Below are 21,460 nucleotides of genomic sequence, written 5' to 3'. Positions count from 1 at the left end.
ATTAAATATATCCTTAAAGTCTCTTAACCTATTCCAATATCTCAAGAATTCTTCCTGAAGCAACAGTTCTCCCACCTTCTCGAACAGCAAATTCTACATTCTTATCCATAGCTATTGAAGAGATCAGCTCAACAACAATATCAACATTATCACCCGGCATAACCATTTCTTTTCCCTCTAAAGCAACAACTCCGGTAACATCGGTTGTTCTAAAAAAGAACTGTGGTCTATAACCTGGGAAAAATGGCTTGTGCCTACCGCCTTCTTCTTTAGTTAAACAATAAATTGAAGCTTTGAACTTCTTGTGTGGAGTAATTGTACCTGGAGCTGACAAAACTTGTCCTCTTTCAATATCTTTTTTATCAACTCCTCTTAAAAGAAGCCCAACATTATCTCCCGCTTGACCCTGCTCAAGAATTTTCTGGAACATTTCAACACCAGTAACAGTAGTTTTTCTGGTTTCTTTAATACCAACTATTTCAACTTCTTGGCCAACTTTAATAACACCTCTTTCAATACGCCCAGTAGCAACAGTACCTCTTCCTGAAATAGAAAATACATCTTCAACAGCAAGCAAAAACGGTTTGTCAATATCTCTTTCTGGAAGATCAAAATAATTATCCATAGATTCAAGAAGTTCTTTAACGCATTTTGTAGATTCAGGATCTTCTGGATTTGACATAGCTCCAAAAGCCGAACCCTTTATTATTGGAGTATCAGCCGAAAAACCATATTTTTCAACAAGCTCTAAAACTTCAACTTCAACAAGCTCAACAAGTTCAGGATCTGCTAAGTCTAATTTATTTAAAAAAACTATTATTTTCTTTATTCCCATTCTTTGAGCAAGAAGCAAATGCTCTTTTGTTTGAGGCTCAGCACCACTATCAGCAGCAACTAAAAGTATAGCTGCATCCATTTGAGCTGCTCCTGTAATCATATTTTTTATATAATCAGCATGGCCTGGACAATCTACATGAGCATAATGTCTATTAACTGTTTCGTATTCAATATGCCTAGCATTAATTGTTATTCCTCTTGCTTTCTCCTCAGGTGCATTATCAATGTCTTCATACTTTAATGCTTTTGCATCTTTATTTAATTTTGAACAATAAATACTAATGGCCGCTGTTAATGTTGTTTTACCATGATCAACATGACCTATTGTCCCAACATTCATGTGTGGCTTTGTTCTTTGAAAAACTTCTTTTGCCATGACTAACCTCCTAAATTGCACATTCTAAATAGCTACTTACATTTAATCTCTTCTTTAAAAAATTTATTCTTATTAAAATAAGAAAATAGCTACAAATAATAAAAAAAATAAAAAATCCATTTTTAGAAATTGACCCGCACTACACGTGTTTTTCTAAAAAATTTTAATAGCTTTAAAATTCTACACATTTTATAAAATATAGTCAATACACTTAAACTTTTAAACTCAATTAACCACACATATAATAGCATCAAAAATTAAAATAAACTTTATATTAATTAAAAAAAAGCACAAAATGCTGAAAAATAAAGCTTTAAAACCAACCATTTAATAAGTAATGCTCTACCAGTACATTCAAAAACACAAAATTCAAAGCAATAGTAAATACTTTTTGAAATCTAGCAGCTATTTAAAATTGATCAAACACCTTTATTTATCAAAAAAGTTAACACTACTCAAATAAAAAAATATAATAAAAAGGATGAAAGCTCAAAAATTTAAGCTTAAATTACTACTAATACTTGCAATTTATAGCATTTCAATTGTTTTTGTATCTTGCATGAAAACAAGCACAATAAAATCAAAAGAAAATGCAAAAGAAATTACCTATCTTATTAGCAATATAAAACCCAACAAAAAAATAGAAATAGTAAACTACAAATCCGACAGCAAAAATAATCTAATAATTACTCTTAAAAATAAAAGTACAGAAGATATAAATGCAAATTCATTGGCAATTTTTAAAGAAGGCAGCAAAACAGGTGAATTAATTAGAGAAAAACTTAATGGACTTGAGACAAAAACTTTTCATTTAAAAACTAAAATCAACACTAAAAGAAAAAACACATTATATATTTTTGAAAAACAATAACAAAGATAAATGATTTAAAACTAAAATATTAAAATTATTAAAAATAAATTAGCTATTTGCTTTGGCAAAATACATACACATAAATCTTCATTACTATTTGTATTTTTTAATTAAAATGGGCTTAGCCCAATAACGAGTGCAAGTAACTGCAAATAAAATTATAATTGCCAAATAATTTGAAATTATAAAAGCATAACCTAAAGAATTTTCAATTATGCCAAAATATTGAAAAATAAAAACTACTGGAAGACGAATAAGCCACAATCTAATAAAAATAACAATCATTGCAATTTTTGTCCTACCAGACCCAATAAGTCCTCCAAAAAATACTTGTTGGAGTCCATATCCAAAAGTACCAATAGTTGTTAACAATAAATAATTATTGGCATAATTTAAAACTTCTAAATCATTTGTAAACAACCTTAGTATAAACTGTTTATTAAAAATAACAATTGAATTTATTATTAATAAAATTGCTAAAGAAATAAAAAACCCCTTTTTCAAAACTTCCCCCACCCTATTTATTTTCTTGGCACCAAGATTTTGACCAACAATTGAAATAATTCCAGTACCAATTCCCATAGCAGGAAGAAATAAAAAAGAAATAATGGTGTTTGTAAGTCCATACGCTGCCAAAAATTTCGGACTAATCTCAATAACTATATAATTGAAAATAAAAAAAGATAACGAAACCATTATTTGCCCAAAAGCTGAAGGCAATCCCAAATTAACAATTTCTTTAATAAATCTTATATCTACCACTAAATCCTTCAGATGAATTTTTAATCCATAATTTAACCCGTAAGTCAAAAATAAATAAAAAGCAACAGTTAACAATTTTGAAAATAAAGTGGCCCAAGCAGCCCCAGTAATACCCATATTAAAACTAAATATTAAAATTGGATCAAGAATAAAATTGACAATATTAGCAAATATAACTATTATCATTGAAAGGATAGTTTCTCCCTGAGCGTTTAAAATATATGTAATTGAAATACTTAAAAACATAGTGGGTATTCCAAAAATTGTCACATAAAAATAAACTCTTGAGAGTTCTTTAAGCTCCCCCTTTACACCCAACAAATCTAAAAGATGCTCAATAAAAAAAAAAGCACAAATGGTCACAAATAAGGATAAAGCAAAGTTTAAAGCAATAAGTTGCCCGGCATACCTTGAAAAACGAGAAAAATTTCCCTCTCCTATGCATTTTGACATCAAAGAAATGCTTCCTGTAGCCATTCCCATAGCAATAGCCATAATAAAAAAATTTATAGGACCAGCAAGTGAAAGCGCTGACAACGGCATAGCTCCAAGCTTGCCAACATAAAACATATCGGTAAGATCATAAAAAGCTTGAATAATATTAGTTATAACAATAGGAAAACTTATTAAAAAAAGAACCTTATATAAATTGCCATTTAATATTAATTCCCTAGTCTTGCTCTTATCTGCAAACATAAAATTTTATCCCCATCTAAAATATTTTTTATAAAAAATCTAAAATCAAATTTATTCATCAGTAATAAAAAAGTATTTAATTCTTAATTTAAAAAACTAAAAATTAATATATAGCGTCAAAACAATTAACAGTCACATGTTATACATTAAATGGATAAGATATAAACAAAATCTATTAACATGCCACACCAAAAAATCATAACCAAAAACAGAAAAATTAAAGCCATTCTTACAAATTAAAGCAGAAAAATAAATACTTTATTTAAAAGAATAACTAATATTATAAAAGCAAAAATTCAAAATCAGAAACGCCACTCTGCAAATTTTTATCAATCTTTCAATATTATTTTTTACACTAAAATATCTAAACTATAAAATATAAAAAATTAACAATATTAGTTAAAAAATACCAACAATAGAAATTAATGTAATATATTTTTATTCATAATTCAACCTCTTAAAAATATCTTATTTCTATCTTCTATTAAAAACATTTTCCATAAATCACACATATGATAAAGCTCAACACCAAGTTATTGACTTTTAACTTTCTTGATTTTTGCACCCAAATTAATTAATTTGCTAGCGACATCTTCGTATCCTCTTTCAATTTGATAAACATTTTGAATCTCGCTGCGACCTTCAGCAACAAAAGCCGCAATAAGAAGAGACATTCCCGCTCGTACATCTGGAGAAGACAAGACATTGCCTTTAAGAGGAGATTTACCCGTAACTACTACACGGTGCGGATCGCACAGCACAATTCGAGCACCCATTTTTATTAATTTATCTACAAAAAACATCCTAGATTCAAACATCTTCTCAAAAACCAAAACTGTGCCTTTTATTTGAGTTGCAGTGACTATAATAATGCTCATAAGATCTGTTGGAAAAGCTGGCCATGGACCATCATCAATTTTTGGAATATGTCCACCAAAATCTAACTTAACTTTTAATTCTTGTTTATCTTTTACATATATATTTTCCCTGTCATATTCGAAATTAATGCCAAGTCTTGAATATACATACCTAATTAATCTGAAATGATGGGGATCTGCTTTTTTAATTTCAAGCTCACCCCCTGTTAATGCAGCAAGGCTAATTAAAGAGCCAACTTGCATGAAATCGGCTCCTATTCTAAATAGGGTCCCACTTAATTTTTTCACACCCCTTATTTCTAAAATATTTGAACCAATTCCTAAAATATTGGCGCCCATTGAATTTAACATATTACATAAATCTTGAACATGTGGCTCACAAGCAGCATTCATAATAACGGTATTTCCTTCAGCGAGAACTGCAGCCATAACGATATTTTCTGTAGCTGTAACAGAAGCTTCATCTAAAAACATTTCAGCTCCAACAAGCTTATTAGCTTTTAAAACAATCCTTCTGTCTTTTGTACTTAATTTGGCCCCTAGCTTGCAAAGCCCATAAAAATGAGTATCAAGTCGCCTCTTTCCAATCACATCTCCTCCTGGAAGCGCCATATCTATTTTCCCAAACCTAGAAACAAAAGGTCCCAATAAAAGTATGGAAGCCCTAATTAAATCCGTAAGAGAGGAATCTATTTCTGTTTTTACAATATTTAAAACTTTTATTTTTAAAGTATTTCCCTCTCTTACAATATCTACTCCTATATCACTTAAAATATCTAAAACAACTTTTACATCATTAATATTCGGAATATTTTCTAAAATAACCTCTTCATCAGTAAGCAAAGCAGCAAAAATACAAGGCAAAGCAGCATTCTTATTCCCACTGGCTGTAATTTGACCACCTATCTTATAACCACCTTCTACAAGATAACTATACACAATACATCCTCCTATACATAAAAACTTAATAAAATTAAATCACGCAGATAAGATTATTAAAATTTAAAGAATATCTAAAGATACAAATATCAAACAATATCCACATCTTTTAAACTTGATTTATAATCTATATATTCTCTAACAGTCTCTGCAGAAAAGGAATGCCCATTCTCATCTATATCAATTAAAACGCCGTTAAAACCAAGGCCTTCCCAAGATTCATTAAATCTCTGATTTAAAAATCCTTTCAAAAATTTATCCACCTCTAAATCAGGAGAATATCCAATAACACTGTCCAAACTCCCAACTCTGCCCAAATCAGTTATAATAGCAGTATTATCTAAAATTCTCAAATCAGCTGTTAAAATCCTCTTCCCGGTTCCAAGACAAGCACTAACTCTTGATTTTAGATAAAAAAACAAAGCATTAACTTCAGCTGTAGTATTTGAATCAAAAATAACAATAATATTATTTGTTTGCATTTTAATTCTTTGATAAAAAAAATCAAAACTATAAAAAGGGTGATTAAATTTATATTTGGTTATTCCTGTTTGACCTACAATCCTAATAACAGCCAATTTTTTGCCATTAACATTATAAATAAAATAAGAATATCCTTTTAATTTTGCAGGACAATTTAAAGGTTTTAAAATAAAATTATACTTATCAAGGTCATCAGACAAATCAGACCTTGCAAAAGCATTTTCACCTAAAGTTAAAACATCAATTCCATACTTTTTTAATAAAAAGGCATGCTTCTTGCCAAGCCCCCTTAAACCTGTAGTAAAATTATTGCCAGATATTACAAAATCGATCTTTTTTTCAACCTTAAAGGATGACAAAAAGGATTTTATAACAATAATCCCGGCTTTGCCGACAACTTCACCAGCAATTAAAACCCTTAAAGACACAACGCCTCTCTTTTTATTGATCCAGTTCAAACAACTTAATAAGCAAACTTTTTACAATAAAAATTGACACAAAATATCCCACAAAAACAGCAAAAACAATCATCATAAAAATCAATATAAATTGCAAATAAGGCTTTACAATAATGCTAAATTTAACAACTAAAAAAAACTCGAAAAAGAACACTAAAAACATAAAAAATAAATTCATTAATATGCATAAAATAAAACCCAAAATCTTCATTTATTAAACGCTTTTCTTTTTATAAAAAAATCATAAACCAAGAATAAAATCATGCCTATAACAACATAACTATCTGCAAAATTAAAAGTAGGCCATCTATCAAGTCCAAAAATTCCATAAAATTTTAAATCTAAAAAATCCACAACCCCAGAAGGTCTAAACAATCTATCAATAACATTTCCAACTCCTCCTGAAAAAATTAATAAAAGTGAGATTCTGGCAATGCAATTTTTTTCTTTCAAAGAAAGATAAAAAACAAATATTAAAATAAAAATAGGCATTGCAAGAAAAAAAATTTTTTTCAAGCTATAATGGATATTAGAACCCATAGAAAATAAAATGCCAGTGTTTCTTACATGTATTATCCTAAAAAAATCATCAAAAAAGGAAAAATATATTGAACCCAATTTGACATACTTTACTATCAAATACTTGGAAAGTTGATCAAAAAAAATTAAACTAATAATAAATACAAAAACATTGAAATATTGCTTACTCCTAACGCCCATACAAAAATCCTTATAAATTAGTATCTTTATAAATAAATTTAACCTCTAAATCTTCTTTAATTTTGAAATCTTCCATTAATTTAATTAAACCAAAAGTTTCAGTAAAATAATGCCCTGCAAAAATCAAGTTCACACCGAATTCTTCTGCTAAAGAATATATTTGATGAGAAGTGTCACCAGTTATAAACAAATCTACATCATGACATAAAGCTTCTTTAAAAAAAGAGTATCCAGAACCACTAACAATCGCAACCTTATTCACTGACTCTTTAAACTTTTTCGAAAAAAGAATATGTTTATTTTGCTTTTTGATTTTTTCTAAAATTTCAGAAAAGCTAAAAACAGAATCAGCAATAATTCCTAAATTAATACCCCCATAATTTCCAAAAACAAAAGAATTTTTTAATCCTAAAAAATCTGATAACACTTTGCTATGCGAATAAACAGAATGGGCATCCATAGGTAAGTGTACCGAATAAAGAGCTAAATTATTTTCAATCAAAAATTTTATTTTATCATACATATTAGAAACAATGCGCTCTTTTTTTGACCAAAAAATACCATGATGGGTAATTAAAAAATCATTTCCTTTTGCTTCTTTTAAAGTTGAAAAGCTAGCATCAACAGCAAAGGCAACCTTGTTAACCTCGGCGTTAAGATTTCCTACTTGAAGCCCATTTAAACTTTTATCAATATGTTCATACTTGTTTATATCAAAAATTGAATTAAGCTTAAAAGACAAATCTCTTACGTTCAAACTAAATTCTCCAAATTAAAGCATAGCTTTGACTTTCTCTTAATCTTCTATAAGAATAAAGATTTTTCAAACAATACGTACAAAGCTTTGAATTATAAATATTTAAATTAAAACTAGAAAGTAAATTTAAATTAAAACTAGCATTATCAAAATATATTTTACCATCTCTTGTGACAAAAGAAGCATTTAATAAACCTTTGCTAAATTTATTACTTACTTCTTTTAAGAAAATTTCAGAAACTTCATAACAACAAGATCTGTTATAAGGCCCAAAAACAATTTTCAAATCCTTAAAAGTTGATCCCATTTTTTCAAACATAAACAACATTTTTAAAACAATCAAATTAAAGCTTCCTTTATATCCACTGTGAATAAGTCCTATAATTTTTTTCACTGAATCATAAAGGTATATCGGAAGACAGTCTGCAAAATAAGCAACAAGAGCTACATCTAAAGAGGTAGATATAAGGCCATCTCCTTCTTGAAAATTAATAAAATCATCTTCAACTTTATAAATAATATCTGTATGCAATTGTTTTAAATATTTTATTTTCTTAGACTTGGGAACAAAGTTGAAATTATCATTACTAAGTTCTTTTAAATTTAGATTAAAAGGCTTTTTAGTATAAATCATTTTAACATCATTAGCTATCTTAAATTCATAATAAAGTTCATGATCTATTGTTTTCATAATCTAAATTCTTCTCCTAAATAAAGCTTTTTAGCTTTCTCACTACTTATTATATAATCAACACCACCCTCATCAAGCACTTGCCCCTGATAAACAATATAAGCTCTGTCTATTATATCAAAAGCATCTCTTACATTATGATCAGTAATAAGAACTCCTATGTTTCTCTCTTTTAAAATTTTTATTATATTCTTTATATCCCCAATAGCAATAGGATCAATACCCGCAAAAGGTTCATCTAAGAGTAAAAAATAGGGATTTACAGCCAAAGCTCTTGCTATCTCTGCTCGCCTTCTCTCTCCACCAGAAAGAGTATAAGCTTTTTGGCTTTGTATTCTTTTTATCTCAAATTCTTTAAGTAAATTCACAAGTTCTATCTTGCGCTCAGCATTAGATAAATCCTCTCTTCTCTCTAAAGCAACCATAATATTCTCTTCAACTGTAAGTTCTCTAAAAATTGAAGCATCTTGGGGAAGATATACAATCCCTATTCGTGCACGCTCATACATATTAAGAGATGAAATATTATAATCATTTATTAAAACTTTGCCGGCATTAGGCTTAATAAAACCCACAATAGTATAAAATGTTGTTGTTTTGCCAGCTCCGTTTGGACCAAGAAGCCCCACAACCTCACCTTTATGAATGTCAATCGTAATACCATTAACAGCAAACTTTTCACCATACTTTTTAATAATATTGTCTGCCTTTAAGACAACATTATTAATAGAATTAAGATTAAGACTTTCCTTAATCTCTTTTATTTTATTTTTTCTCTTCAGAAACATCATTCTCAACTTGAGTAAACTCTCCCTCAACACTTCCCTCAAGTTTATACCTATTAGTTTTTGTATTGAAAATTATTCTTGAAGCAGAATAATAATTGTCTTTCTGGTAAATTACTGGAACCCCCTCAAGAATCATTTCTTTTTCTTCTTTATTATAAGTCCCATTCTCAGCTCTTGCAAAAGTATCATCCTTATATATTTTAACAGAATATTGCATAATATAAACATTAGCTTTATTGCTGCCTTCAACTCTTTCTGCTTTAATAAGCATATTGTTTTCTAAGTCTTCAAGCTCAACCCCTTTTTGAAGATAAAAATTATCCAATTTTCTATTAAAAAACAAAAACTGAGATTTAACATGCATCTTATTCTTATAGTCTTTATAAAAAACATTCCCTCTAGCTTCAAGATAAGAGCCGTTTTCGCCATAAATTTCAATTTCATCTGCTCTAAGATTGAAATCTGGGGACATAACCTCTGAATTCCCTTTTAAAACAATTTTTTTATAAAAAGAAGACACCATTCCTTGTGCAAAATCTGACTTAAAGGTAAAACTAGTACTTTTCTCTTCGTCTCCTTTAAGCCTTTCAGGTTTAAGATTAGATTCTATTTGTGTTGCTTGAATATTATTAACAAAAATAATAAAAATCCATATTAAAATTAAATCTCTCAATTCATGATTCCTTCAACACCAGAATCAAAATAAAAAACATTGCTCTTTAAAAAATAAGAAAACCCTTTTCCTTTTATTTTGCTATGATTAAATCTAATTAATACTATCTCATTTGGAGGAGATTGCAACTTCTTATCTTTATTCTTCCATAAAAGCCTATTTGAATTAAGCAAATAATAATTATTTTTATCTTCTATTTTAAATTCTACAGAATCTCTCATATCCAAATCCTTTGTAATATAAGAACCTTCCAAATTATTAAACTTCCCTAAAATTTCATTATCTAGTGAACGATATAAAAACCTTCCATTCTCTACCTTATAAATTTTATAGTCATTAAAATAACTAAAACTTAAAGAATCTAAAACGGTCTGCTCTTTATTGTATACAACATCATAATACTTGATTCCTAATATTTGTATTGAAGGAAACTTTTTGGCAGCATCAGATCTATTAGAATATTCATCATAATCGAAAGTACAAGAAAAAAACAAAAATAACGAATATAGTCTATATATTTTCATAAATATTTTTCACAAGACTAGAAATTTATTCTATTTTAATTGACAATATATTAAACATAACAACACGACATTAAAATTTTATCAAACAAAATTTATTTACATAATCAATTATAATGCAAAACATAAAACCAAAGTAAAAACACTGCTCTTAAGAGCAATCTTCTGTATAAGAATTCTTCTAAAAATAAAAAATTCAAACAAAAGTACAAAAATTGCTCTTACTTTCGATTGGCATAAGAGCAATTTACAACTTATTCCCTTAAAGAAATAGATTATAAAAATTAACAATAATAATGTTCACATTCATCATCTCTTTTGTAGTTTAAAATTTCATTATCTTTAAACCAAATTGGTATTTCACGAATCGCATCTACCTCATTTGCAGATGCATGAATCACATTATAAATTGAAAAACCTTTTTCATTTGAATACTTAAAACTATGATAAGAAAAATCTCCCCGTATTGTTCCAGGAATAGCTAATTTTGGCTCAGTAGCACCACAAAGCTTTCTAACAACTTCTATGCTTTCAACCCCTTCAACAACAAATGCAAAAACAGGAGAATTTGAAATAAATTTAATTAAAGAATTCCAAACCGCCTCACTATGTCTAAAGACAATATCATCATATAAATAATGTTTTTTTGCTAAACTCTCATCAACAAGAAGCATTTTAGCAGCAACCATTTTTAAACCTACTCTTTCAAATCTAGAAACTACATCACCAATTAAACCCCTCCTAACTCCATCTGGCTTAATAATACATAAAGTTTTCTGCAATAACATTGACATAAATCCTCCTAAAACTTAGGGCATGTATTTAAAAATAATTAAATAAATAAAAATGCTTACCCAATACAAAAGTTATATCTGATTAATTACATTTATATGGAATACTACAAGTTATAAAGCGCTTAATATTATATTGAAAAATCAAAATATAACTTTTACAAAATTAAAAACTACATTCCAAAAGGAAGAACTCCCATGGTTTTTAATTTTATCTCTTCTTTAACCTTAGAAACAGCATCATTTAAAGCAGATTTAACCATTTGTTCAAAAGCATCATTGTCTAAATCATCAAAAAATTCCTTATTGATTGAAACTTTTTTAACATTAAATTCGCCATCCATATCAATAGCAACAATATTGCTACCCGCTTTACCACAAACCGTAATTTTAGAAATTTCCTTTTTAATATTATCAATATTATTCTTAACGCTAGACATATTTTTTAAAAAATCCAACGGATTTACTGCCATATTTTTATTCCTCCAGAACTTCACTTGCTCCAAAAATATTTTTTACAGTTTCTAATTTTTCAAAATCCTTTTCAAGGCTTTGAAAATTTTTCTGAAACACAATGCTTAAATTGGGAAATTCTTTATAAAATTCAGATCTTATCTCACCTTTATAATTTTGAAGCTCATTATATTCAAACTCACTAAACACCTTATAATAAAGAACATTGTCATCAATAGCAACTTCTCCTGAATGAACTAAAGTTTGAACATATCTTGAAACAATATAAATAAATTTATCTCTTATATCAACAAAATCATTTGCTTGACTTAAATTATCATCTTCAATAAAAATCTCATCAATCTCGTCAATACTATTAGTTTCTATAAAACTTTTATCAATTTTTGTTGGTAAATTTTCATCACGATCAGCCTCCTCTTTTTTAAAAGATTCGATTTCAGAAAATTCACATTTTAAGCTAGATTTTGCTGGAATAAAAGCTAAATCATCCTTGCTCTTATCACTTTCTAAAACATCAAAATTGTTTGAATCTATAGCAATGTTTTCTAACAAATTATCTTCAAGATTTTGAATTTGCTTTATTAAAACATGATTTGGAATATAATTTTTAAGTCTTAAAATTTTAATAAAATTAATCTCAAGCTCATATCTTGGATTAACCGAAAATTGCAAATCCCTGTAAGTTTCAAGCAAAACAACAATAATTCTCTCAAGATAGTTCAAATCAAACTCAATTAATTTCTTTCTCAAATCCTCAGATTTAATTCCAACAAACTCAAAATTTTTAACACCTATCTTTAAAAATAATGCCTCTCTAAAAAACTCGATTGAATCTAAAAGAAATTGCTCATAAGACACTCCAGATGAAAAAATAGAATCCAGAACACAAATTAACTCTTTTACATCTTCACTAAGAATGCTAACTGACAACTTTTCTAAAAATTCATCATTGGTTAAGCCCATTTTGGATCTTATTTGATCTAATTTAATGTTAGAATCGGTAAAAGAAACTATCTGATCAAAAAGAGTATACGCATCTCTTACACTACCACTACTTTTATATGCAATCCATTTTAAAGCTTCATCTTCATATTTAATATGATCCTCTAAACAAACCTTCTTAAGCATATCATAAATCTTTTCTAAAGATAGAAGTTTAAAACTAAAATGTTGGCATCTGCTTTTTATTGTCTCTGGAAGCTTGTGTGACTCTGTAGTGGCAAAAATAAAAACAATATAATTTGGAGGTTCTTCAATTGTCTTTAAAAGAGCATTAAAAGCAGAATTGGAAAGCATGTGAACTTCATCAATAATATATATTCTATATTTAGAAATTGCGGGAGGAAACATTATCTCTTCTTTAATTTGTCTAATATCTTGGACTGAAGTGTTTGAAGCACCATCAATTTCAATAACATCAAGACTGCTGTCATTCTCAATAGATTTACAATTGCTGCACTCTCCACATGGCATAACTGTCGGACCATTCTTGCAATTTAAGCATCTGGCAAAAGCCCTAGCTGATGAAGTCTTACCAACACCTCTTGGCCCTGAAAAAATATAAGCATTGGCTATTTTATTTTTCTCTATAGAATGCTTTAGAGTTTCAACAACAAAGTCTTGCCCTTCAAGAGAGTTGAAATCTCTCGGGCGTTTCTTAAGAGCAGTGCCTCTTGAAGACGCCATTAACTTTTTACCTCCCTATGCTTTAATAAGTAAAATATTAGTAAATACATAATACAACATATTTATATCTCAGAACTACCCACTACTTTAAAAGAATTACCAAAGAATTTTATGAAACATAAAAAATATCTAATAAAGAAAAACTTTCTAAAAAGTATAATAAAATTGAAGGTTTCAAAAAGATTAATCTATATCTTAACATACAGCAAAGCATTGCATTTTGGCTCAAAATTAAACCTAAGACTTGCGTACTCATCAAAAAAATCGCTTACCGCTGCTACCTTCCAGTCCTGACGGGATTCGGCAATGCTTGATAGTACGGGTCCTAGGAATCGGAGAGAATGGGATTCGAACCCATGATACATTTTACTGTATACACGCTTTCCAAGCGTGCGCCTTAAGCCACTCGGCCATCTCTCCAAACTAAAAAACTTTTCGTGTCCAAGAGGACTTGAACCTCCGACCTTAAGAATCGCAATCTAACGCTCTATCCAACTGAGCTATGGACACAAACAATTAATTTTTATTGTAATAAAAATTACTATTTATTACAATAAAAACATTCAAAGGAAAATGGAGAAGTTGTGAAAACTAAAATAATCATTTTTTTTTCAATATTATCTATTCTATCATGCTTTAAACCAGTCTCAAGTGAAGTTAATTTTGAATTTGCAATAAAAACTAAAAATATTAAAGAAAATGAAATACTAAAAAACAATAATATCCACATAGATGCAAAAATTCCTTTTATGGAAAATGCAAACTTTGAATTTGAAAATCTTATAAAAAAATGGAAAAAAGATGTTGAGAATAAAATATCAAAAACTGAAAACTCTAAAAATGAATATTTTTATTTTTCTAACTTTACAATATTTAAAAATGAAAATATTGGTATTACATCTATTTTATATAAAGAATCTTTCAGAGAAAAAAATTCAAACACTCTCTTGAAATATTATTCTTTAAACTTAAAAGGAAATAAAAAAATAGAAATTTCAGAAATAATATCAAAAGATCAGCTAGACTCTCTAATAAACGTATTAAAAGAACAGCTAAAAAGTAGAATTAAAGATTTTTATGTTAAAGAAAAACAAAGCCCAAAAGAATTGGAGAAAAAATTTACAAAAATCTTTCCAAGATATAAATATTACTTTAAAAGTAACCAAATTATAGTTTTTTATGATCCGCTCTCAATTAACTGTAATGACTGCGATAAAATTGAGTTTCAATTCCCTATACATGAAAACACAGAAAATGAATATCAGCCACATAAACAACTTCAATCCTAATCTTAAAATCAAATGCTAATTACGGAGAGGGTGAGATTCGAACTCACGGTAGGCTTACACCTACAACGGTTTTCAAGACCGTAGCATTAAACCACTCTGCCACCTCTCCAGAGCTAAAACAAATTTTAATAAATAAAATACACGCTGTCAAGATTTAAATAATTACGGAGAGAATGGGATTCGAACCCATGGTCCCCTTTTAAAAGGACAACTTCTTAGCAGGAAGCCCCATTCGGCCACTCTGGCATCTCTCCTATAGCATTAATACATATTATCTTAGAGATATTATTATTGTCAACCAAATAAATTATAAATATTAGTAATTTATTCTAAACTCTTTATAAGCTTCTATTAAATTTTGGAAATCCTCAATAGAAATGTCAATTTCAGGCAAAATACATTCCTCGTGTAAGATTTCTTGAACCATTTTTTCTTCATTGTTGCTAAATTTTAACTCAATGCACTCATCTTTAATTCTCCAAATATATGTATTTACTCTTATATTGTGATCAAAAACAAAAATGGGATCTCTCAAATTTAAAGAATTATCAATAAAAAATAAATACTCTAAATGCCAATTTACTCTTAAAGATACTGCAAATTCTTCAAGCAGAGCTTCAATTAACATATCCTCGCTAGACTCAAGTAATTTTAAAAATTTTGAATAGGGGCCTGGATTAAGCTCACAAAGCTTTTTCATGTAAAAATAGGCATCCTCAAGATCACGATTCCTAAGAAAAAATAAGGTTGCATACAAATATATCAAATCTAGGTTAGAATAATCATCAACCATTCTCTCAATAGACTTTTTAGGAGAAAATTTTAAAAGTTCGACTGTTGCAATATGCATATTGTAAATTGTATAAATATTGGGAAAATTTAAAATGGCTTTAACATAAGATGTTGTAGCTTGAGTCATGTTGCCTATTTTATGAAAAATAGTTGCCCTATTGTGCCAAATATACTTAGAATAATGAGAATCTGTTAAAAATTTCTCAGAAAGCCTAATTGCTCTGCTTATTTCCCCAATAGAATAGAAGTAATACATTAAATAATTAACAACAAGAGCAAGATTGGCATCAAAAAAAATTTTATCTATTTTTAAAAAACTTGATGTTTGAAAAGTTTCACTTTTTTTTAAAATCCAAATATTAAGCTTAACTAGAGAATTGTTGTGATCCAAATCTCTAGCCTCAAAAAATAATTTTAAAGCCTCATCCTTGTTGCCCAACATTTCAAATAAGACGGCACTATTGTTTAAAGCTTGTACAAAATCAGATTTTTGCTCTTTGGCTTTTAAAAAACAACCTAAAGCAAGCTCATATTCTTTTAAATTGAAATAAAAAACGCCTAAATTATAATTCTCAAAAGGACCTAGATCATCTTTATTTTTTTCGATTTTGCCATAATCTATAAGTTTAACTAAAAAATTATATTCGCTTAAAACAACAGGATAAGTATTTAAAACATATAAAAGAGCCTTATAATCCTTTTTCTTGAAATAAATAAGTGCCTTAAGCGCAAGAGAATCAAAATTCTCATCAAAAACATCTAAATTGTCAAGAGAGCTTTTAAAATCACCATTTTTATAAAAATTTAAAGCCTTCTCAAAACTAAAGTTATTCATATTTTTTAAAAATCTCCATAGGCCTTACAGAAATTTCCTTTGAAAAAGAAGTCTTATTAACACTTTTATCCAAATTGTAAGCAGCAATACTAATGTAATAAAGTCTTCCATCTTCAAGGCCTGTAATCTTAAAAGAAGTTTGATTTCCAACATCAATAGGAGAAGTTAAAACACCGCTGGTTTTTCCATGATAATTACCAGAAGCAACGCCAATATAAATGTAATACCCTTCAACGCTACTATTAACTACAGGAATCCATTCAATAAAAACCTCTCTGGAACCTGGAATAACTTTTGTTATCACAGGAGGAAATGGAGCTGCTTCAGGAACATATGTAATTGACATGCTATAAAGAGAAGGACTGCTTACAGAATCTCCACTAGGATAAAATTCAACTTTTATTTGAATATATTTTGATATCTTTGAATCTGGAAAATCTTTTTTAGGATCAAAATGAATCCACGCCCCAGTTAAATTTTTTTTAATATTCCCATGACTATCTGTATCATAAAATACCTTATTATCTAATCTGTAATAATAAACAATCTCTGTATCCTTAGGAACATTGGAATCAACATCAAAGGATAATACTTGCGAATAATATTTAGAAAGCTTAATAGGCTCTGTAATAATATATCCCATATTTTTTGAAAAAAAAGCATTACTAACTTCTTCAAAGCTTTTATGTATTTCCAAATTCTCAACCGCACCAGTAAAATAAGTTCCCAAGGTAAAATCAATAAAATTACCAATACTTAATAAATATCCTGATCCTTCCTTCTTATTATCTGTTATATATTCTATTGCCTGAGGTTTAGAATCTATCAAATATTCAAGCATACCGTCCTTTTGCCTATATCTTAAAGTATGCAAATGCCATTTCTTTGGAATAAAATCATCATTACTTTTCATTCTAATTTTAATGGGGGTTTTATTATCTTTTAAAAAGACATTGTTTAAAACCCAAACAAAATTTCCCTCATCGCTTTCTAATCTAATAGACTGATCTACCCATAAATTATTAATCTTTTTATAACCATCCCAACTAAAAATAATTTCCCCCGTAACAGAAGTTGTTCGATATACCCAAAACTTAATAGTAAAATCAGAAACGATATTGCCTGAAAAAAAGAAAGCTTTCTTTGTTAGTGGCTTAAACTTAACAGGATTTTGATTTGAATAAAAAATTAAAGAGCCATTAGAAACATTACGAAATTCATTTGAAACTCTCAAACTTTTTGCACTAACTAAATAATTTGAAGATGTGTCTTTTAATTTATTATCCCTTCCTATTTCTAAGCGCAAATCAATATTATTTAAATCTAAAACAGCTTTATATCTATCCAAATAAACACCAAGCAAACCTCTCATATCCCTTTCAAAAGTAACATTGCTAGAATCTTGAATAAATTTAAAATTTTTTTTCGAATCAAGTATTAACTTCAATTCTTGAGATAAAAGAATAGAAAAGCACAAAAAAGATAGCAAGAGCATTAAAATTAATCTCATTTTTGACCTTTTATTTTTTATTATTCATATTTTTAAATACCTCAAAACATAAAACAAACGGCATTATGATACAATATTATATCATAAGATGATTTTTAAAATCTAAAAACTACCTGACATTATGAAAGAGAGTCTAACAAGTTTATTCGAAAAAATAATAAAATTGCCAACCACAAGTGGTTGCTATAAAATGCTAAATGAAAATAAAAAAATACTCTATATTGGAAAAGCAAAAAATCTAAGATCAAGGGTAAAAAGTTATTTTTTAGAAAAAAATAGCCACAAAATCAAAATATTAATGAAAAATGTAAAATCAATAGAAGTTATTACAACAAATAGCGAATACGAAGCTTTGCTTCTAGAGTGTAATCTAATAAAAGCTCACAAACCTGATTACAATGTAAAATTAAAAGATGGAAAAGGTTATCCCATGGTCAGAGTAACCTATGAAAAATATCCAAGAATTTTCAAAACTAGAAAAATAATTAATGACAAAAGCGAATATTTTGGACCATTTACCAATGTAAAAAAATTAGACCAAGTACTAGATTTTATTAACAAAACATTTAAGATTAGAAAGTGTAAAAAAAAATCCAATGCTCCTTGCCTATATTACCATATGGGACAGTGCCTTGGAGTATGCTACAAGGAAAACCTTGAAAAAGAATATCAAAAAGAGTTAGATAAGGCAAAATCCATACTAAACGGCAATATATCCGAAATATTAAGCCAAATTGATACCAAATTAAAACTTGCCATACAAAAAGAAGATTTTGAAACCGCTATCAAATTAAAAGAAATTAAAAGCTCTTTAATAGAAATTAATCAAATCCAAATCATTACAAAAACCAATAATTTAAACATAGACTATGTACATGTTCATCCAGGAGAAAATGTAAATATAATAATAGTATTAAAATACAGAAATGGTAAATTGGTTGAAAGAGATGCAAACTTTGATGAGAGTATATGCAAAAACAATGAGCTTATTTTACAATTTTTGATTCAATATTATACATCTATCAATATGATAGTCCCAGACAAAATTCATATTTTTATCAAAAATATCGACACCAAAAATGTTGAAAAGCTAATAAATGAAATTAAAAATACAAAAACAGAAATTATTTACAAAGAAACAGAAGAAATTACAAAAATAATGGAAATGGCCATATCTAATGCTGAATTATCTTTAAGAGAATATGAAAATAAAAACACCAAAGCACTTGAGAGTTTGAAAATTTTTCTAGAAATGGATAAACTTCCCAGAATAATTGAAGGATTTGACATTGCTCATCTTAAAGGCCAAGAGACAGTAGCCTCTATGGTTACTTTTAAAATGGGAATACCCTTTAAAGAAAGCTATAGGCTTTACAAGCTGAACTCGCTATTGAAAGGAGAAATTGATGACTTTAAGGCAATAAAAGAAGTAATCTCAAGAAGATATTCAGAAATAATCAATAACAACTTAGAACTACCGAATTTAATTTTAATCGACGGAGGCAAAGGGCAATTAAATGCTGCTTTTTCTATCTTAAAAGGCTTGAAAATAGAAAACAAAGTTAAAGTCTGTTCATTGGCAAAAAAACAAGAAACAATATTCTTAACAACTAAAAAAAAAGGAATAAATCTGCCCCAAGGACATCCTGCACTTAGAATACTGCAAAATGTAAGAGATGAAGCACATAGAAAGGCCAACGGATTTAACAAAAAAAGAAGGGGAAAAATAACCCTATTATATACAAAAATACATGGAATTGGAGAAAAAACAGCCCAAAAAATATTAACATCAATTGGAACCTATAAGGATATATTGCCTTTAAGTGAAAACGAAATTTCAGAAAAAATAAAAGTAAATATGCAACTTGCAAAAAGAATAAAAGAATTTGCAATAAAAGAGAACTCAATAAAAAATTATAATCAAGATAAATAAATTTTAAATTCAATTAAAATTTTATATAACCACTAAATTAACGGTGAGATTATAAAATGGATTATTATATTAGTGCTTTTTAAAATAAAACACTATTTGAAATTCCAGGCGATAAAATCAAAAAAAGATCATTAATAAGCTTATTTCTAACCTGTACATTTAAAACATCTCCTAAAAGCTCTATTTTATAACTTTCAGAAGAACTCTTAGATACCCTAAAAAAATGAACAATCTCGGTGTAATCAAAATCATCTAATTCTCCAATAACTTCATTTATTAAATTGTCAAATATTTTTTTACGCTCTTTCTTTTCTAAATTTTTAATGTTTAAAGATTTCCCTTCAATTTTATTTAATTTGGCCAAAAATTTTTCTATCCCATTTTGAAAGTTAATATTTTTAATAACAACTTCAAATTCAAAGCCCTTAAAAATATTTTTTCTACCTACTATCTCATATCTTAGATTATTAAAAAACAAAGGATAAAAAATGAAATCATCCTTTGCCTGAGACTTTAACCCACGAATTTTTGCTCTCAGATCATCATCACTTGGAATATTTAGATAATTAAAAAATATTTCAGGACTGCTTTGAAAATTTTTAATAGTATTAAAAAACTCTATTAAAACAATTTCTGCCAATCTAGATTCAGATCTACAAGACAAAAAACAAAACAAAACAATCCAACTTAATTTTTGCTTCATACATTAAAAATTAAATTTTGATTCTGCAGAATAATTCATTAAAAAATTATTATTAAGCTTTAAAATTGAAAATATTAAAAAGTATGACAAATTTTGATGAATATTTTTAGAATAAATTCTCAAATATAAATCAAACCTATATAAAATTTTCAAAACAATTTTAATTTCTGGAATTGAATAATTTTTAATTCCTACTCTATAAATTTTATTTAATGAAAAAAATATTTTATTTTTATTCAATGCACTCTGTAAGCTGCCACATGCATTATAATCTATTTGCACCTTTAATAATCTTTTAAATTGCCAAATAAGACTCATTAAAACATTAAGCAAATCTTCTCCTTGATCCAAAATAGACTTAATCTTGATCAAAGAATAAGTCATATCTTTTCTCAAAATTGAATTAAATAAGGAAAAAGTATTTTCAAAACGAATAAAACTAATCCAAGAGGTTATGTCTTCCTCGTCAATGGTATTATTCTTAGCAAAAAGCGCAAAAGAATCTATATAAAATTTCAAAATTTTAGTATCTGAATTTAACATTAAAAGCATTAAGTTTATTGCAGAATCTGTAATTTTAATATTAAGATTAAAAAAATTTCTCCTCACAAATGTAAATTTGTCATCATCAGAAATCTCATAAAAAACTTTTTTTATAAACTTAAGCTTATTTTTAAAATCAATGCTACATGTATTACTATTAGAAACAAAAATAACAGTTTTATTATTAGACTTTAAAATTGCATTACATATTAGCTCTAAATCTTTTCCTGCTTTTAAAAGTTCAGACTCATAAACAATAAAAATTTCTTTTTTTGAAAAAAAAGAATTAGAAAATAGCTTCTTAGCAAATCCTACAGCTGACAGTTCTGACAAAAAAATTTTAGTAACTGAAACTTTGGATTTAAAAGCATCCATCTTAATTAACAGCTCTTTTAAATAAGCTTCTTTTAAACCTTGCTCATTACCTAACAATAAATAAACCACTTGCATCAAA

Annotated in this window: 21 protein-coding genes, 4 tRNA genes and 1 other RNA gene; 3 read left to right on the top strand and 23 right to left on the bottom strand. The window is 27.8% G+C overall.

Features of this window, described 5'->3' with window-relative positions:
• Positions 1-28: 28 nt before the first annotated feature.
• On the bottom strand, positions 29-1,213 hold the full coding sequence (gene tuf / locus HNP67_RS00300; protein ID WP_184123904.1) for an elongation factor Tu: 1,185 nt from the start codon (positions 1,211-1,213) through the stop codon (positions 29-31).
• A 481-nt stretch (positions 1,214-1,694) separates the two neighbouring features.
• Between tuf and HNP67_RS00295 the strand changes: the two genes are divergently transcribed.
• Positions 1,695-2,084 carry a hypothetical protein gene (locus HNP67_RS00295; RefSeq protein ID WP_184123902.1) on the top strand — a complete coding sequence of 130 codons (390 nt, stop codon included), beginning with the start codon at positions 1,695-1,697 and terminating at the stop codon, positions 2,082-2,084.
• Positions 2,085-2,177: 93 nt separating this feature from the next.
• On the opposite strand, the gene HNP67_RS00290 is transcribed toward HNP67_RS00295, so the two are convergent.
• The 16 genes from HNP67_RS00290 to HNP67_RS00215 form a co-directional block, all read right to left on the bottom strand.
• Positions 2,178-3,542, bottom strand: a complete 1,365-nt coding sequence (locus HNP67_RS00290; RefSeq protein WP_184123898.1) for an MATE family efflux transporter — start codon at positions 3,540-3,542, stop codon at positions 2,178-2,180.
• Between the two features lie 533 nt (positions 3,543-4,075).
• Complete coding sequence (murA, locus tag HNP67_RS00285; protein WP_184123895.1) at positions 4,076-5,359, bottom strand: UDP-N-acetylglucosamine 1-carboxyvinyltransferase; 1,284 nt, start codon at positions 5,357-5,359, stop codon at positions 4,076-4,078.
• 89 nt (positions 5,360-5,448) lie between these two features.
• The gene (locus tag HNP67_RS00280) at positions 5,449-6,270 is read right to left on the bottom strand and encodes a TIGR00282 family metallophosphoesterase (RefSeq protein WP_184123891.1); all 822 of its coding nucleotides are present in this window, start codon (positions 6,268-6,270) and stop codon (positions 5,449-5,451) included.
• 13 nt (positions 6,271-6,283) lie between these two features.
• Positions 6,284-6,463 (bottom strand): hypothetical protein, encoded by a 180-nt coding sequence (locus tag HNP67_RS00275; protein ID WP_184124533.1) that lies wholly within the window; start codon positions 6,461-6,463, stop codon positions 6,284-6,286.
• A 44-nt stretch (positions 6,464-6,507) separates the two neighbouring features.
• Positions 6,508-7,020, bottom strand: coding sequence for a signal peptidase II (lspA, locus tag HNP67_RS00270; protein WP_184123888.1), 513 nt, complete (start codon positions 7,018-7,020; stop codon positions 6,508-6,510).
• A gap of 10 nt (positions 7,021-7,030) precedes the next feature.
• Positions 7,031-7,777: a Nif3-like dinuclear metal center hexameric protein gene (locus tag HNP67_RS00265; protein WP_184123884.1), complete on the bottom strand. Its 747-nt coding sequence runs from the start codon at positions 7,775-7,777 to the stop codon at positions 7,031-7,033.
• Between the two features lies 1 nt (position 7,778).
• The gene (pgeF, locus tag HNP67_RS00260) at positions 7,779-8,468 is read right to left on the bottom strand and encodes a peptidoglycan editing factor PgeF (protein ID WP_184123881.1); all 690 of its coding nucleotides are present in this window, start codon (positions 8,466-8,468) and stop codon (positions 7,779-7,781) included.
• A complete protein-coding gene (gene lptB / locus HNP67_RS00255; RefSeq protein WP_184123878.1) occupies positions 8,465-9,256 on the bottom strand; it encodes an LPS export ABC transporter ATP-binding protein in 792 nt (263 codons plus the stop codon). The genes pgeF and lptB overlap by 4 nt, the downstream gene beginning before the upstream one ends.
• The gene (locus tag HNP67_RS00250) at positions 9,234-9,929 is read right to left on the bottom strand and encodes an LptA/OstA family protein (protein WP_184123875.1); all 696 of its coding nucleotides are present in this window, start codon (positions 9,927-9,929) and stop codon (positions 9,234-9,236) included. The genes lptB and HNP67_RS00250 overlap by 23 nt, the downstream gene beginning before the upstream one ends.
• Complete coding sequence (locus HNP67_RS00245) at positions 9,926-10,453, bottom strand: hypothetical protein (protein WP_184123872.1); 528 nt, start codon at positions 10,451-10,453, stop codon at positions 9,926-9,928. Before HNP67_RS00245 ends, HNP67_RS00250 begins: the two co-directional genes overlap by 4 nt.
• Positions 10,454-10,734: 281 nt before the next feature.
• The gene (locus tag HNP67_RS00240; protein ID WP_184123869.1) at positions 10,735-11,244 is read right to left on the bottom strand and encodes a nucleoside-diphosphate kinase; all 510 of its coding nucleotides are present in this window, start codon (positions 11,242-11,244) and stop codon (positions 10,735-10,737) included.
• A gap of 170 nt (positions 11,245-11,414) precedes the next feature.
• Complete coding sequence (gene efbC, locus HNP67_RS00235) at positions 11,415-11,714, bottom strand: nucleoid-associated protein EbfC (RefSeq protein WP_184123865.1); 300 nt, start codon at positions 11,712-11,714, stop codon at positions 11,415-11,417.
• 4 nt (positions 11,715-11,718) lie between these two features.
• The gene (gene dnaX, locus HNP67_RS00230) at positions 11,719-13,401 is read right to left on the bottom strand and encodes a DNA polymerase III subunit gamma/tau (RefSeq protein WP_184123862.1); all 1,683 of its coding nucleotides are present in this window, start codon (positions 13,399-13,401) and stop codon (positions 11,719-11,721) included.
• A 233-nt stretch (positions 13,402-13,634) separates the two neighbouring features.
• An RNA gene (gene ffs / locus HNP67_RS00225) (signal recognition particle sRNA small type) lies at positions 13,635-13,731 on the bottom strand.
• A 3-nt stretch (positions 13,732-13,734) separates the two neighbouring features.
• Positions 13,735-13,821: transfer RNA gene (locus HNP67_RS00220), tRNA-Ser, on the bottom strand.
• 16 nt (positions 13,822-13,837) lie between these two features.
• Positions 13,838-13,911, bottom strand: a tRNA-Arg gene (locus HNP67_RS00215).
• A 74-nt stretch (positions 13,912-13,985) separates the two neighbouring features.
• Here HNP67_RS00215 and HNP67_RS00210 point away from each other — a divergent pair.
• Positions 13,986-14,690: a hypothetical protein gene (locus tag HNP67_RS00210; protein WP_184123859.1), complete on the top strand. Its 705-nt coding sequence runs from the start codon at positions 13,986-13,988 to the stop codon at positions 14,688-14,690.
• Between the two features lie 22 nt (positions 14,691-14,712).
• On the opposite strand, the gene HNP67_RS00205 is transcribed toward HNP67_RS00210, so the two are convergent.
• The 4 genes from HNP67_RS00205 to HNP67_RS00190 all read right to left on the bottom strand — a co-directional run bounded on the left by HNP67_RS00205 (position 14,713) and on the right by HNP67_RS00190 (position 17,827).
• Positions 14,713-14,799 (bottom strand) — tRNA-Ser (locus tag HNP67_RS00205).
• Positions 14,800-14,855: 56 nt separating this feature from the next.
• A tRNA-Ser gene (locus HNP67_RS00200) sits at positions 14,856-14,944 on the bottom strand.
• 62 nt (positions 14,945-15,006) lie between these two features.
• Entirely contained in the window at positions 15,007-16,317 is a 1,311-nt protein-coding gene (locus HNP67_RS00195) for a tetratricopeptide repeat protein (protein ID WP_184123856.1), read from the bottom strand.
• Positions 16,310-17,827: a fibronectin type III domain-containing protein gene (locus HNP67_RS00190; protein WP_184123853.1), complete on the bottom strand. Its 1,518-nt coding sequence runs from the start codon at positions 17,825-17,827 to the stop codon at positions 16,310-16,312. Before HNP67_RS00190 ends, HNP67_RS00195 begins: the two co-directional genes overlap by 8 nt.
• Before the next feature lie 121 nt (positions 17,828-17,948).
• Between HNP67_RS00190 and uvrC the strand changes: the two genes are divergently transcribed.
• A complete protein-coding gene (gene uvrC, locus HNP67_RS00185) occupies positions 17,949-19,760 on the top strand; it encodes an excinuclease ABC subunit UvrC (RefSeq protein ID WP_184123851.1) in 1,812 nt (603 codons plus the stop codon).
• A 79-nt stretch (positions 19,761-19,839) separates the two neighbouring features.
• On the opposite strand, the gene HNP67_RS00180 is transcribed toward uvrC, so the two are convergent.
• Both HNP67_RS00180 and holA read right to left on the bottom strand, forming a co-directional pair.
• Positions 19,840-20,463 carry a hypothetical protein gene (locus tag HNP67_RS00180; protein WP_184123848.1) on the bottom strand — a complete coding sequence of 208 codons (624 nt, stop codon included), beginning with the start codon at positions 20,461-20,463 and terminating at the stop codon, positions 19,840-19,842.
• Positions 20,464-20,466: 3 nt separating this feature from the next.
• A complete protein-coding gene (gene holA, locus HNP67_RS00175; protein WP_184123845.1) occupies positions 20,467-21,456 on the bottom strand; it encodes a DNA polymerase III subunit delta in 990 nt (329 codons plus the stop codon).
• Between the last annotated feature and the right edge of the window lie 4 nt (positions 21,457-21,460).

Origin of the sequence: Borreliella californiensis (genome assembly GCF_014205885.1) — a bacterium.
Taxonomy (GTDB): domain Bacteria; phylum Spirochaetota; class Spirochaetia; order Borreliales; family Borreliaceae; genus Borreliella; species Borreliella californiensis.
Note: the sequence above shows the minus strand (reverse complement) of the source record. Positions and strands in the feature narration are given on the sequence as shown.

Bases quoted from the DNA above. Each gene is read 5' to 3' on its own strand.
- tuf (WP_184123904.1), bottom strand. From the start codon at position 1,213: ATGGCAAAAGAAGTTTTTCAAAGAACAAAGCCACACATGAATGTTGGG.
- HNP67_RS00295 (WP_184123902.1), top strand. From the start codon at position 1,695: ATGAAAGCTCAAAAATTTAAGCTTAAATTACTACTAATACTTGCAATT.
- HNP67_RS00290 (WP_184123898.1), bottom strand. From the start codon at position 3,542: ATGTTTGCAGATAAGAGCAAGACTAGGGAATTAATATTAAATGGCAAT.
- HNP67_RS00275 (WP_184124533.1), bottom strand. From the start codon at position 6,463: ATGTTTTTAGTGTTCTTTTTCGAGTTTTTTTTAGTTGTTAAATTTAGC.
- lspA (WP_184123888.1), bottom strand. From the start codon at position 7,020: ATGGGCGTTAGGAGTAAGCAATATTTCAATGTTTTTGTATTTATTATT.
- pgeF (WP_184123881.1), bottom strand. From the start codon at position 8,468: ATGAAAACAATAGATCATGAACTTTATTATGAATTTAAGATAGCTAAT.
- lptB (WP_184123878.1), bottom strand. From the start codon at position 9,256: ATGTTTCTGAAGAGAAAAAATAAAATAAAAGAGATTAAGGAAAGTCTT.
- HNP67_RS00245 (WP_184123872.1), bottom strand. From the start codon at position 10,453: ATGAAAATATATAGACTATATTCGTTATTTTTGTTTTTTTCTTGTACT.
- HNP67_RS00240 (WP_184123869.1), bottom strand. From the start codon at position 11,244: ATGTCAATGTTATTGCAGAAAACTTTATGTATTATTAAGCCAGATGGA.
- efbC (WP_184123865.1), bottom strand. From the start codon at position 11,714: ATGGCAGTAAATCCGTTGGATTTTTTAAAAAATATGTCTAGCGTTAAG.
- dnaX (WP_184123862.1), bottom strand. From the start codon at position 13,401: ATGGCGTCTTCAAGAGGCACTGCTCTTAAGAAACGCCCGAGAGATTTC.
- HNP67_RS00195 (WP_184123856.1), bottom strand. From the start codon at position 16,317: ATGAATAACTTTAGTTTTGAGAAGGCTTTAAATTTTTATAAAAATGGT.
- HNP67_RS00190 (WP_184123853.1), bottom strand. From the start codon at position 17,827: ATGAGATTAATTTTAATGCTCTTGCTATCTTTTTTGTGCTTTTCTATT.
- uvrC (WP_184123851.1), top strand. From the start codon at position 17,949: ATGAAAGAGAGTCTAACAAGTTTATTCGAAAAAATAATAAAATTGCCA.
- HNP67_RS00180 (WP_184123848.1), bottom strand. From the start codon at position 20,463: ATGAAGCAAAAATTAAGTTGGATTGTTTTGTTTTGTTTTTTGTCTTGT.
- holA (WP_184123845.1), bottom strand. From the start codon at position 21,456: ATGCAAGTGGTTTATTTATTGTTAGGTAATGAGCAAGGTTTAAAAGAA.